The sequence below is a fragment of the Flavobacterium sp. T50_26 genome, assembly GCF_057652995.1.
Genome location: NZ_JBYFCC010000043.1, coordinates 1 through 13347, shown reverse-complemented (window position 1 = coordinate 13347; position 13347 = coordinate 1). Strand labels below are relative to the sequence as shown.

13 protein-coding genes are annotated in these 13347 nt (G+C 35.0%); 4 read left to right on the top strand and 9 right to left on the bottom strand.

From position 1 onward, the window contains the following. Positions 1-315 precede the first annotated feature (315 nt). The 4 genes from AC23MC_RS16230 to AC23MC_RS16215 form a co-directional block, all read right to left on the bottom strand. A complete protein-coding gene (locus AC23MC_RS16230; protein WP_487569381.1) occupies positions 316-513 on the bottom strand; it encodes a hypothetical protein in 198 nt (65 codons plus the stop codon). A gap of 199 nt (positions 514-712) precedes the next feature. Continuing rightward, entirely contained in the window at positions 713-2860 is a 2148-nt protein-coding gene (locus AC23MC_RS16225) for a S46 family peptidase (protein ID WP_487569380.1), read from the bottom strand. Positions 2861-2881: 21 nt separating this feature from the next. Beyond that, positions 2882-3328: a GNAT family N-acetyltransferase gene (locus AC23MC_RS16220; protein WP_487569379.1), complete on the bottom strand. Its 447-nt coding sequence runs from the start codon at positions 3326-3328 to the stop codon at positions 2882-2884. Beyond that, positions 3315-4577: a 3-deoxy-D-manno-octulosonic acid transferase gene (locus AC23MC_RS16215; protein WP_487569378.1), complete on the bottom strand. Its 1263-nt coding sequence runs from the start codon at positions 4575-4577 to the stop codon at positions 3315-3317. The genes AC23MC_RS16220 and AC23MC_RS16215 overlap by 14 nt, the downstream gene beginning before the upstream one ends. A gap of 143 nt (positions 4578-4720) precedes the next feature. On the opposite strand from AC23MC_RS16215, the gene AC23MC_RS16210 reads away from it, so the two are divergent. Together AC23MC_RS16210 and galE are read left to right on the top strand one after the other, a co-directional pair. Next, a complete protein-coding gene (locus AC23MC_RS16210; protein ID WP_487569377.1) occupies positions 4721-5851 on the top strand; it encodes a DegT/DnrJ/EryC1/StrS family aminotransferase in 1131 nt (376 codons plus the stop codon). Between the two features lie 12 nt (positions 5852-5863). Next, entirely contained in the window at positions 5864-6877 is a 1014-nt protein-coding gene (gene galE / locus AC23MC_RS16205) for a UDP-glucose 4-epimerase GalE (RefSeq protein ID WP_487569376.1), read from the top strand. 78 nt (positions 6878-6955) lie between these two features. On the opposite strand, the gene AC23MC_RS16200 is transcribed toward galE, so the two are convergent. Further along, positions 6956-7243 (bottom strand): hypothetical protein, encoded by a 288-nt coding sequence (locus AC23MC_RS16200; RefSeq protein ID WP_487569375.1) that lies wholly within the window; start codon positions 7241-7243, stop codon positions 6956-6958. A gap of 61 nt (positions 7244-7304) precedes the next feature. Beyond that, the gene (gene fabD / locus AC23MC_RS16195) at positions 7305-8177 is read right to left on the bottom strand and encodes an ACP S-malonyltransferase (protein ID WP_487569374.1); all 873 of its coding nucleotides are present in this window, start codon (positions 8175-8177) and stop codon (positions 7305-7307) included. 135 nt (positions 8178-8312) lie between these two features. Here fabD and AC23MC_RS16190 point away from each other — a divergent pair, with 135 nt between their 5' ends. After that, positions 8313-9944 (top strand): hypothetical protein, encoded by a 1632-nt coding sequence (locus tag AC23MC_RS16190; protein ID WP_487569373.1) that lies wholly within the window; start codon positions 8313-8315, stop codon positions 9942-9944. 65 nt (positions 9945-10009) lie between these two features. Here AC23MC_RS16190 and AC23MC_RS16185 read toward each other — a convergent pair whose 3' ends face one another. Next, on the bottom strand, positions 10010-10723 hold the full coding sequence (locus tag AC23MC_RS16185) for a pirin family protein (protein WP_487569372.1): 714 nt from the start codon (positions 10721-10723) through the stop codon (positions 10010-10012). A gap of 133 nt (positions 10724-10856) precedes the next feature. Beyond that, the gene (locus AC23MC_RS16180; RefSeq protein WP_487569371.1) at positions 10857-11432 is read right to left on the bottom strand and encodes a Crp/Fnr family transcriptional regulator; all 576 of its coding nucleotides are present in this window, start codon (positions 11430-11432) and stop codon (positions 10857-10859) included. Positions 11433-11495: 63 nt separating this feature from the next. Between AC23MC_RS16180 and AC23MC_RS16175 the strand changes: the two genes are divergently transcribed. Further along, positions 11496-12053, top strand: coding sequence for a sugar O-acetyltransferase (locus tag AC23MC_RS16175; RefSeq protein WP_487569370.1), 558 nt, complete (start codon positions 11496-11498; stop codon positions 12051-12053). A 29-nt stretch (positions 12054-12082) separates the two neighbouring features. Here the strand turns inward: AC23MC_RS16175 and purT are convergent, their stop codons facing one another. Next, positions 12083-13252, bottom strand: a complete 1170-nt coding sequence (purT, locus tag AC23MC_RS16170) for a formate-dependent phosphoribosylglycinamide formyltransferase (RefSeq protein WP_487569369.1) — start codon at positions 13250-13252, stop codon at positions 12083-12085. Positions 13253-13347: the final 95 nt, after the last annotated feature.

The window sequence follows — 13347 nt, the reverse complement described above, 5'->3', positions numbered from 1 at the left end:
TTAAACTTTTTCTAATTAACTCCTTTTGAAATTCTAAATTAAAACACTTTGCAAAGTAAAGGTGAGGGATAGCAGCGAAAAGCCCACAGAGAGGAGGCACGACGAACGAGGACTTGTAGCGGAAAGCCCGACCCGGAGCTTGCGGAGGGGCACGCCCAAATTTTTTGTTTGAAGTTAAAAGTTTCAGGTTTAAAGGTGGCCCTTATTTCTTAAGTTTTTGTGAAATAATTTATTAAAAACTACTATTTCCTTCACTTTAGAGCAAAAAAAATCCCGAACAAGTCGGGATTAGTTTTTTTGTTAGCTTGTTGCTAATTACTGAGCTGGAGTTTCAGCTGGAGCTTCAGTAGTTGTAGCAGCAGAATCAACTACTTCAACAGCCTCTTCAACTGGAGCAGCAACTTCTTCAACTACTTCTGTAGTAGTTTCTTCAACTACTTCAGCTTCTTTTTCTTTACAAGATACTACTGTTAAAGCAGCAACAAATACTAAACTTAAAATTACTTTTTTCATCTTACTAAATTATAAAAGGTTAATTATTAATTCGGAGCAAAGATATAAATTTTTTGGTTCAACAAAATATTTTACGAAATATTTTTAAAAAAAAATAAACTATTTGTTTTTCAAACGTTTGAGTCCCCGTTTTTAGGGTGTTTTTAAAAAACAAACCCCTTTGAGGAGGGGGATTTATTGCTATTTTCTTCTAAATAGTCTACTTTTTGACTTTTTTGCCCACTACTTTCATTTCATTTATCAAATGTTTTGCTCCTGCATACTTGTCAATTACGAAAAGTACGTAGCGAATGTCAACCATTATATTTCTGCAAATTGCAGGATCATAATAAATATCGCTCATTGTTCCTTCCCAAACACGGTCGAAATTTAGACCGATTAAGTTTCCGTTTTTGTCAATTGCCGGACTTCCTGAATTTCCTCCTGTGGTGTGATTTGTTCCGATGAAATTGACAGGAAGTTTTCCGTTTTCAGCATATTGTCCGTAATCTTTGTTGTTGTAGAGTTCAATTAATTTTGGTGAAACATCAAATTCGTAGTCGCCCGGAACGTATTTTTCCATCACACCATCTAAGTACGTCACCGGACTGTAATAAACCGCATCGCTTGGTGCATAACCTTTTACTTTTCCGTAGGTTACACGCAACGTTGAGTTAGCATCGGGAAAAATGCGTGCTTCTTTTGGACTTAATTCCAAAATTCCTTTCATATACGTGCGTTGTAAGGCGGTATTTTTAAGGTTGATTTCATCGTACTTTGGAACTACGTTTTTATTGTAAGCATCGGAAAGCATTTTCACAAAAGCAAATCCGCTGTCGTTATTTAATTTTTCAAGAACGGTTTTGGCATCGCCGGTTAACAATTCTTTTAATCCGTTGTAGTTAGTTAATTTTGACGTTTTGTAAATTTCAGAAGTTTTGGCTTTTAAATCTTGGTTTAATAAAGCTTCCGGTAAAAATTGTTTTGGCGATTTGGTGGCGTATAATTCAATTAATTGCTCCATTACTTTTTCGTCAACAGTAGCGTTGAAATCTTTGTATAAATCGGCAAATCCGGTGATGAAATTTTCTTTTCTATCCATAAACGCTTGTTCGCCTCTGGTTTTGTGAAGATTTTCCAATTGTACCAAACGATAACCAAAACTCAATAATTCGGTGTTACGCATTACGACTTCCATAAAATAATCGCGGCTCAATGCATACGGAGCGATTTCAGTGTAATTTTTCTCAAATTCTGAAAGTAGATTACCGTATTCAGCTTGTTTTCCGGCTTTCGCCACTTTATTCATAAAATCTTTTTCGAAATCTTTTTTGATTTGAACCGCATTGGATTTTTTTAAACCTTTGGTTTCGCCAATCCATTTTTTCCAATAATTGGCTACCGATGCATATTTGGCAGCATATTGAATTTTGATTGCTTTGTCTTTTCGCATAAAACCGTCTTGCACTTTTAAAGCTGCATCACGAATTTCGATTTTGGCGGGGTTTAATTCGTTTACAATTTGTTCTACTGCAACAGCCGGCAAATATTCTTGCGTTCTTCCCGGATAACCGAAAACCATCGTGAAATCATTTTCTTTTACACCGTCAATAGAAACTGGGAAAAAGTGTTTTGGAGTATACGGAACATTGTCTTTTGAATATTCTGCGGGACGATTATTTTTGTCGGCGTAAATTCTGAACAACGAAAAATCTCCCGTATGACGAGGCCAAACCCAGTTATCAGTATCGGAACCAAATTTTCCGATGGATGATGGCGGAGCACCTACTAAACGAACATCTTTATAGGTTTCAACCACAAACCAGATGTATTGATTTCCGTCGTAAAATGTTCTGATTCGGTTTTCTTGCCAACTTTCTTTAGGTAAAGAAGTAGTTAAAGCTGAAATGTTTTCTTGAATTTTTTTCTGTTTGTCGGCTTCGTTTGAAATGGATTGCGTGTTTTCCAATACTTTTGAAGTGACATCTTCAATTTTGACGATGAATGTCACGACTAATCCTTCGTTTGGAAGTTCTTCGTCTAAACTCATTGCCCAAAAACCTTTCTCTAAATAATCATTTTCAACGGTAGAATGCGACTGAATTTCCCCGTAACCACAGTGGTGATTGGTTAATAAAAGTCCTTTTGACGAAATCACTTCCGATGTACAACCGTTGTTGAAATGCGGCACAGCGTCTTTCATACTCGATTTGTTCACGTCGTAAATATCTTTGGCAGACATTTTCATGCCAAGCGATTTCATTTCTTTTTCGTTCATTCCTTCCAAAAGCGACGGAATCCACATACCGCCTTGTTGGGCAAACGCAGAAAAGGAAAGAAACAGGATGAGTAAGCGTAAAAATTTCATAATAAGTTGTTTAGTAAGTTCTTATTTTACAGTGTGTTTGAATAATTTTCGTTTGTGTTCTTCGAAATCGTTTGCAATATACAATTTTTGAGCAGGATGATTGTGCGGTTCTACCTCCAAATAGATGATTTTTAACGATAATTTATGAGCTTCTTCACGAATGAAATTGAGCGTTTGTTTGCCAAAACCTTTTCCTTGAGCAGTGTTTTTGATGTATAATTCGTCTAAAAAAGCAATTTTTCCTTGGTATTCAAAACTAAAAACGAAAGTGAGAATCACGTATCCAACGATTTCATTTTCATTCAAAATTAGCCAAGCTTTTCCGAGGTTTTCATTTTCGATGAATTGATGAAAGAGTTTTTTAGATGTTTCGATTTCAAAAGGATAATTGTCGATGGTATAAAATTCTTCCATCATTTGAAGAATTTCATCAATCTCTAAAACTGATAATGGTTTAAAGGTTGTCATTATCTAAATGGTTTAAAATAACTTCTGTAGCACCTTTATTCATTTGCACGAAAGTGCTGCAAATATGACCTTTTTCGTGACGAATGTCTTCGTTGGAAAGTAAGGTTGAGAAAGTTTCATTCAATTCGTTTTGATTGGAAATAGAAACGCAACCTTCCATATTTACTAATGCGGTCGCTTCTGCAAAATGAGAATAATTGGGTCCGATCACAATTGGAATGCCAAATGTTGCGGGTTCTAAAATGTTGTGCACACCGGGATTTCCGAAGCCACCACCAACGTAGGCAATGTCGGCGTAGTTGTAAATTTTGGTTAAGATGCCGATGGTGTTGATGATGAATACATTATATTCCTGTAGAGACGTTGCATGCAACGTCTGTAAGGAATCCGAATAATCCGAAAATAAAATTGTTTTTTTTGTAATCGATTTTTGCAATTCCGAAATTTGTTCCGATTTAATATTATGGGGAGCAATGATAAATTTCACATTTTCAGCTGAATTATTAATGAAATTCACCAATAATTCTTCATCTTTTGGCCACGAACTTCCAATGACAATTGTAGTTGTATCGTTTTTGAATTCTTCGATAAAATCTAATGAATTATCTCTTTCTAAAATAGAAACAACGCGATCAAAACGAGTATCGCCTGAAATTTTTACATTTTGAAATCCGAGCAACTGAAGGAGTTTTTTGGATGATTCATTTTGTACAAAAAAGAAATCAAAAGAAGTTAGACATTTTCTGTAAAATCCGCCAAACCATTTAAAAAAAACTTGATTTTGTCTAAGAATTCCTGAAATTAAATAGGTTTTTATTTGTCTTTTTTTGAGTTCGTTGAGGTAATTTGGCCAATATTCATATTTGATAAAAAACACCATTTCCGGCTGAGTTAAATCTAAAAACTGTTTGGCGTTCTGTTTGGTATCCAACGGAAGATAAATAGTCAAATCGGCAATTGAATTATTTTTTCTGACTTCAAAACCCGAAGGAGAAAAAAATGTCACAATAATTTTATAGTTGGGAAATTTGATTTTGATTTTTTCCATTACGGGAATTCCCTGTTCAAACTCGCCTAAAGAAGCCGCGTGAAACCAAATCGTTTTATCATTCGAAGAAATTTTTTGTTTTATTTGTTCAAAAACATTTTTTCTTCCATCGATAAAAAGTTTCATTTTCGGATTGAAAAGAGCAACGATTTTCAGTAAAAATCCGACAAAATGAACCAATAAATTATATAAAAAATACATATAGCTTAAATTGTGTCGCTAAAATACATCACTTTAAAGAATTTTCATTGTTATAACTTCCTAAATAATTACTTTTGTTATATTATTAAGGTGAACTCATTCAAAATGAAAACATCTTGCACTTTAAAATTAAATAAAAAGTAATGCGTAAACTTCAAATGGTTGACTTAAAAAGTCAATACGATAAAATTAAGACTACAGTTGATGCTTCAATTCAAGAAGTTTTAGAAACCACAACCTATATCAACGGACCGAAAGTTCATGAATTTCAAAAAAGCTTAGAAGATTATTTAGATGTAAAGCACGTGATTCCTTGTGCAAATGGAACTGATGCTCTTCAAATTGCTATGATGGGATTGGATTTAAAGCCCGGAGATGAAGTAATTACAGCCGATTTCACTTTTGCGGCTACTGTAGAAGTAATTGCTTTGTTGCAATTAACGCCTGTTTTGGTAGATGTGGACATGGTGAATATGAATATTTCGCTAGAAGGAATCAGAAAAGCAATTACGCCAAAAACTAAAGCTATTGTTCCTGTTCATTTATTTGGAAGAGCCGCTAATATGGAAGCGATTATGCAAATTGCCAACGAACATAATTTATATGTTATCGAAGATAATGCACAAGCCATTGGAGCTAATTGTCGTTTTTCTGATGGAACAAAAAAGAAAGCGGGAACAATTGGTCATGTAGGTGCAACTTCCTTTTTCCCTTCAAAAAATTTAGGATGTTATGGTGATGGTGGAGCGATTTTTACGAATGATGATGCGTTGGCTCACACCATTCGAGGAATCGTAAATCATGGAATGTATGTTCGTTATCATCACGATGTGGTGGGTGTAAATTCACGTTTAGATAGTATTCAAGCAGCGGTTTTAAATGCAAAATTACCGTTGTTAGACAGTTATAATGCCGCTCGTCAAAATACTGCAAGAAGTTATTCAAAGGCATTTGAAGGACATAAAAATATTGTTGCACCAACTATTTGTGATGTGTGTGATTGTCACGTTTTTCATCAATATACTTTACGAATTATTGATGCTGATAGAAATGCTTTGATGGATCACTTGCAAAGCAAAGGAATTCCGTGTGCGATTTATTACCCGATTCCGTTGCACTCGCAAAAAGCATATGCTGATGTTCGTTATAAAGAAGAAGATTTTCCGGTTACGAATCAATTGGTGAAAGAAGTGATATCGCTGCCAATGCACACTGAATTAGATGACGAACAAATTAAATTTATAACCGATTCTGTTTTAGAATTTTTCAACTAATCATATAAAAAAATGAAAGTACTTGTAACCGGAGGCCTTGGATTCATTGGTTCTCACACTGTTGTAGAATTGCAAAATGTAGGTTTTGAACCTGTTATTATCGATAATTTGTCTAATTCTTCCATTGAAGTTTTAGATCGAATTACCAACATTACCGGAAAGAAACCTCTTTTTGAACAAATGGATTTAAGAGATAAAACTTCGGTTCAAAATTTTTTCAAAAAACATAATGATGTTTCGGGTGTAATTCATTTTGCTGCTTCCAAAGCTGTTGGCGAAAGCGTTGAAAACCCGTTGTTGTATTATGAAAATAACATCAATGCGTTAGTTTATATCTTACAAGAATTACAACAAAAGCAAGAAGCACATTTTATTTTCAGTTCGTCTTGTACGGTTTATGGTCAAGCCGAAAAGATGCCGATAACAGAAGATGCATCGGTTCAACCAGCGATGTCTCCTTATGGAAATACAAAACAAATTGGCGAAGAAATTATTTCTGATGTAGTAAAAGTTTCAAATATCAATTCAATTCTTTTACGCTATTTTAATCCGATTGGAGCTCATCCAACGGCAGAAATTGGCGAATTACCAATTGGTGTGCCGCAAAACTTGGTTCCTTTTATTACGCAAACCGGAATTGGATTACGACAAGAATTATCTGTTTACGGAGATGATTATCCAACACCGGACGGAACCGCCGTTCGCGATTATATTCACGTTGTCGATTTGGCAAAAGCTCACGTAGTTGCTTTACAACGATTAATCGAAAAGAAAAATGTATCAAAAATAGAAACGTTCAATTTAGGAACAGGAACAGGAAGTTCTGTTTTGGAAGTAATTACTGCTTTTGAAAAAGTTTCCGGTAAAAAATTGCCTTATAAAATTGTGGGTAGGAGAGAAGGTGATATAACATCGGCTTATGCTAATACCGACAAAGCAAATAATGTTTTAGGTTGGAAAGCACAATCCACGTTAGAAGAAAGTTTGGCGAGTGCTTGGAAATGGGAACAGAAAATTAGAAGTTAAGTTTTAAGCAATAATTCAACAATAGCCATTGTAATAAAATAAAAATCCTCACCTTTTTCAGTGAGGATTTTTTTAAAACTATTCTGCTGCGTTTTTCAGTTTTTCTTTACCTTTTTGTAACGCTTCTTCTGTTTCTTCTGCAGCGTTTTCAACTGCAGCTTCTGTTTTGTCAGCTGCATTTTCAAGAGCTTCGCCAGTTTTGTCAGCTGCATTTTCAAGTGCATCTCCGGTTTCATCTGCTGTATTTTCAATATCGTTTCCAACAGATTCAACAGCATCTTCTACTTTTTCTTCAGTTGTTTTTTCTTTACAAGAAACAACGAATAATGATCCCATCAATACTAATCCTAAAAGTGTTTTTTTCATTTTTGTTTATGTTTTAAAAGTTAATAAATCCATTATTAGCAAATCAAATGCCAAACTTTCATTAAGCTGAAATAGTTTCCACTTCTTTGTTAATTTTATTCACCAATCCAACCAACACTTTCCCGGGTCCAACTTCCGTAAAACTTGTTGCACCATCGGCAATCATCTGTTGAACTGATTGAGTCCATCGCACAGGAGCTGTCAATTGAATAATCAAATTCTTTTTTATTTCTTCTGCATCCGAAACCGCACTCGCTGTTACATTTTGATACACTGGGCAAATTGGTGTAGAAAAAGTCGTTGCTTCAATCGCAGCCGCCAACTCTTCTCTCGCCGGTTCCATCATTGGTGAGTGAAAAGCTCCGCCAACTGGTAAAATTAACGCACGTTTTGCACCTGCTTCTTTCATTTTTTCACAAGCCAATTCCACCGCTTTGTATTCGCCCGAAATCACTAACTGTCCTGGACAGTTGTAATTGGCCGCAACCACAACGCCATCAATCGAAGCACAAATATCTTCCACAATTTTATCTTCTAAATTCAAAACCGCAGCCATTGTAGAAGGGGTGATTTCACATGCTTTTTGCATTGCCAACGCACGTTTCGAAACCAGTTTCAAGCCATCTTCAAATGACAAAGCTCCATTGGCAACTAACGCCGAAAACTCGCCCAACGAATGTCCAGCCACCATATCCGGTGCAAAATCGGTTAAGGTCTTAGCCAAAATTACTGAGTGCAAAAATACGGCCGGTTGTGTAACCTTAGTCTCTTTCAATTCCTCAGCCGAACCTTCAAACATAATGTCTGTAATTCTAAAACCCAAAATATCATTGGCTTTTTCAAACAATTCTTTCGCCAATGCCGAGTTTTCATATAAATCTTTACCCATACCGGTAAACTGAGCTCCCTGCCCAGGAAAAACGTATGCTTTCATTATTTTAGTATAAATGATTGTATAAATTAATTTAAACAAAACTACTAATTTTAAACGCATTATCTTACTAAATTATATAAGTTTAATTGTAACTTTTTAACTATTTTTCGACTTATCGTATAAAATAATATAATTATGAAAAAATCTTTACTAATTGTGTTTTTGTTTATTCTTGGATTTTTGTTGTTTTATTTAAATTTACCGGTGCTATTATTTGGGTTTTATGGAATTGGAGTTATCGTTTTAGTGTTGGTTTTAATTTACTTTTTCATCTCTTTAGGTATTGGTATTGATAGTTCCGGAAAGAAATTTATTGTTAAATCAAGACCGAATAAGTTTTTATTATTTCTAATGGGAATTGCAATAGCTTATCTATTAATAATTCCATTTTTTACAACAGCTACAATCCTGTATGCTTCCAGATATCAAAAAATGATTGGAAAGGTTGAAAACGGAGATAAAATCTCGGAACATATTGCTCCAATTTCAATGGATAAAATTCGAGTAGTTGATCAGGAATTAGCTTATTTGTTAGGCGAAAAAATAATTGGTTCACAACCTGCTTTAGGAAGTCAAATAGAATTAGGAAAGTTTTCCATACAAAAAGTAAACAATGAATTATATTGGATAGCACCCTTGTTACATTCCGGTTTTTTTAAATGGTTTAATAACAAAGAAGGTACACCAGGCTACGTTATGGTTTCTGCTACAAATGAACGAGATGTAAAACTAGTTCAAACTGTAAACGGGAAACCAATAAAAATCAAATACCAATCTAATGCTTATTTTTTTAGCGAAATTCACAGACATATCTATTTTAGGGGTTATGCCACAACCGGTTTAGCCGATTTTACATTTGAAGTTGATGAACAAGGAAATCCTTTTTGGGTTATTGCTACCTATGATAAAAAAATTGGTTTTTCCGGTGAAAACACGAATGGAATATTAGTTGTTGATGCACAAAATGGTGAAATCAAACACTATTCAATTAGTGATTCTCCAACTTGGGTAGACAGAATTCAACCCGCTGAGTTTGTTGAAAACCAATTGAACGATTGGGGTGAATTGGTTAATGGTTATTGGAATTTCTCCAATACAGATAAATTACAAATTACTGAGGGTTTGACTTTGGTTTATGGTCATAATAATAAATCATATTGGTATACAGGTTTAACTTCGGTTGGTAGCGATGAAAGTGCTGTAGGTTTTGTATTGGTTGATACAAGAACCAAAGAAACCACATTCTATAAACAAAGTGGTGCAACTGAATTCGCAGCTCAAAGTTCTGCTGAGGGGAAAGTTCAAGAAAAAGGCTATAAAGCTTCTTTACCAATTCCTTACAATATCAACGGAATTCCAACGTATGTAATGACGTTAAAAGATGATGGTGGTTTAGTAAAAATGTATGCTATGGTAGCCATTAATGATTATACAATTGTGGGTGTTGGAAATTCGATGCGTGAAACTTTAACCTCTTTTAAAAGTGTTTACAACATGGCAGGAAATAAAATAAATCCATCGAATGTAGATGCCAAAAAATCAATTTCATCTGTAATTAGTCGCATTCAAAGTGATGTAAAAAACGGAAATAGTTTTTATTATTTTACTATAAAAGATTATCCAAATATTTTTGTAGGATCTTCACAAATTTCTAGTGAAATTCCGGTAAGTATTGTGGGAGATAGCGTAAAGGTTTCATTTGATGTTGATAACGAGCAAGTAATTGATGTCACTAGTTTTGATAATCTGAATCTAAAGCTAAAATAATAGTAAAAATCCCAACATAACTTTAGTTTATGTTGGGATTTTTAAAAAAAAACTAAATAGATAGTTTATTCCATCGGAATATCCATCAACAAAATTTCTGCATCCGAAGTAGAAGTAATTTCTAACTTTTCAGTATCCCAAACGCCTAATGCATCACGGGTTTCTAATGTCTGACCGTTAATTGTTACGCTTCCGGAAATCACAAACGCATAAACGCCATTTCCTTCTCTTTTTATAGTGTAACTTTCTGTCAAACCTTTTTCAAATTTACCTAAATGAAACCACGCATCTTGGTGAATCCACACACCAGCATCATTTGGATTGGGGGACAAAATTTGTTGTAATTTGTTTTGTCTGTCGTTTACGTCCAACGTAATTTGTTGGTATCTTGGCTCCACATTTCGTTTATTCGGAAACAACCAGATCTGCAACAATTTTGTTCTCTTATCAGCATTCGGGTTAAATTCACTATGTCTGACTCCGGTTCCTGCACTCATCACTTGAACATCACCAAATTTTATGGTTTCTGAATTTCCCATACTGTCTTTATGAGCCAAATCACCTTCCAACGGAATAGTTATAATTTCCATATTATCGTGTGGATGCATTCCAAAACCCATTCCACTGGCAACAGTATCGTCATTCAAAACTCTCAAAACACCAAACTGAACTTTATCGGGATTATACCAATTGGCAAAACTAAAACTGTGGTAAGCATTCAACCAACCATGATCAGCATGACCTCTTTCATTGGCTTTGTGTAAAACTGTATTTTTCATAACTAAAAGATTTGTTGTTATTTATAGTACAAATTTACAACCATAACAAAGGTTTTGCACTTAATGTAGATTAAGAAACGTTGTCCGTTATCTGTTCTCTGACAACCGACAACGGATAACAGACAACCGACAACTACTTCCTCAACATCCGACTTTTCATCTTACTAAAAAACTCGGGAGTTACGCCGATATAAGAAGCAATCTGTTTTTGAGGTACTTTTTGAATAAGTGTTGGGTATTTTTTGCAGAATTTATCAAAACGATCCTCGGCGGATAAACTTAAATTATCCATCAATCGTTCTTGATGAGCAACCAAAGAGTTTTCGGTTAAAATTCTGAAAAAACGTTCCAGTTTTGGAATTTCAAAATACAATTGCTCTTGATTTTCTTTGGACAATAAAACCACTTCCGAATCTTCTAAAACTTCAATAAATAAATTGCCCGGTTTTTGAGAAAGTAAGCTGTACATATCGCCAATCCACCAACCTTCGCAAGCAAAATGAAGCACATGTTCCACAATATTGTCATTAATATTAAAACTTCTTAGTAGTCCCGAATTGACAAAATAAGAATGTTTGCAAATTTCTCCGGCATTGTGCAGAATGGTTTTTGCTTTGAAGTGTTGAACTTCTATTTTTGATAAAAACAGTTGCTCCTCTTCTACAGTTAAGGAAATGTGTTTAGAAATGTTTTCAAGAATGGATTTCATTAAGCCAAAAATACAATTTTAATTTTATAGAATTGGTATCTTTGAAGGATTGAAATGTAAAGAATGAAAACCGAAAAAGATAAGATGTTGGCTGGCCAAATTTATTTTGCAAATGATAAAGTTTTAGTTGCAGAACGATTACGAGCCAAAAAGTTATTACATAAATTAAATGTGACCGAATATGTAATGAATGGAAATGCAAGAAATATTCTTCATCAACTGATGCCAAACGCTCATAAAAGGCTTTATGTTGAACCGCCATTTCACTGTGATTATGGTTACAATATTCATGCAGGAGAAAATGTGTATTTCAATGTCAACTGTGTCGTTTTAGACACGATGAAAATAACAATTGGTAACAATGTTTTCTTTGGACCAAACGTTCATGTTTACACTGCAACACATCCGCTAAATCCTATTGAACGACGAACGGTTGAGTTTTCAAAACCAGTTTCAATTGGTAATGATTGTTGGATAGGCGGAAATACAGTGATTTGTCCGGGTGTTACAATCGGGAATAGTTGTACAATCGGTGCCGGTTCGGTTGTTACAAAAGATATTCCCGATAATTCATTGGCGGTTGGAAATCCTGCAAAAGTGATTAGAAAGTTAGATATTTAATGGATGTTAGATTGAAAATTCATGTTGATTTATGAATGAACAGACACCAATTTAGCCGCTGCTTTTGCTCTTTCAATAATTTCCTCTATTGGTGAGTCTAAAGAATCATTGACTAATGCAACTCCCATTCTTCTGTACGGTCGTGAAGTGGGTTTGCCAAAAATTCTGAAATCGGTTTTGGGTAAAGCAGAAATTTGTTCAATTCCTGAGTATGTTGGATTGTTTGAATTTTCCGATGCTAAAATAACCGCACTTGCTCCAGCTTTTTCTAACGTAATTTCGGCAATGGGTAAACTCAAAACAGCTCGTAAATGCAATTCAAACTCATTAAAATTTTGCGTTCCGGCTAAAGTAACCATTCCGGTGTCGTGTGGTCTGGGTGATAATTCGGAGAAGTAAACACCTTCATTCGTCAAGAAAAATTCGACGCCAAATAATCCTGCTCCACCTAAGGCTTCTGTCACTTTTCTAGCCATTTCCTGAGCTTCCGAAATATCTTTTTCTGAAACATTTGCCGGTTGCCAACTTTCTTGATAATCTCCACGTTCTTGTCTGTGGCCAATTGGAGCACAAAATAATGTGGGTAAATTATTGTTTTGAGTCACGGTTAGTAAAGTGATTTCGGAATTAAAATTGACAAACGCTTCCACGATTACTTCTACTACATCACCACGAGAACCTTCCACAGCATAATTCCAAGCTTTTGAAATATCTTCGTTTGATTTGATGGTAGATTGACCTTTTCCGGAGGAGCTCATTAAAGGTTTAACCACACAAGGAATTCCGACTTCTGAAACCGCTTTTTCTAATTCTTCTGCTGAAGTTGCGTAGCGATAATTTGCTGTTCGTAATCCTAATTCTTTCGCAGCCAAATCACGAATGGCTTTTCGGTTCATTGTGAAATTTGCTGCTTTTGCTGATGGAACCACAGTTATGCCTTGCTTTTCGTAGCCATAAAAACGTTCGGTTCTGATGGCTTCAATTTCGGGAACGATGAAATCGGGTTGGTGTTTGGCAACAATTCGGTCGAGTTCGGCACCGTCTAACATATTGATGATTTCAAAACTGTGAGCCACTTGCATCGCGGGAGCATTTTCATAGCTATCAACAGCAATGACGGTTTGGCCAATTCGTTGTGCAGCGATGACAAATTCTTTTCCGAGTTCTCCGGAACCGAGTAGGAGGATTTTTGTTTTCATATTCTAATTTAGCAGGGTTTGCGTATTCTATGATGAATTACAACAAAAAGTTTAATTATTTAACTTGCAAATTTATAGATGTCGATATAAGGTGT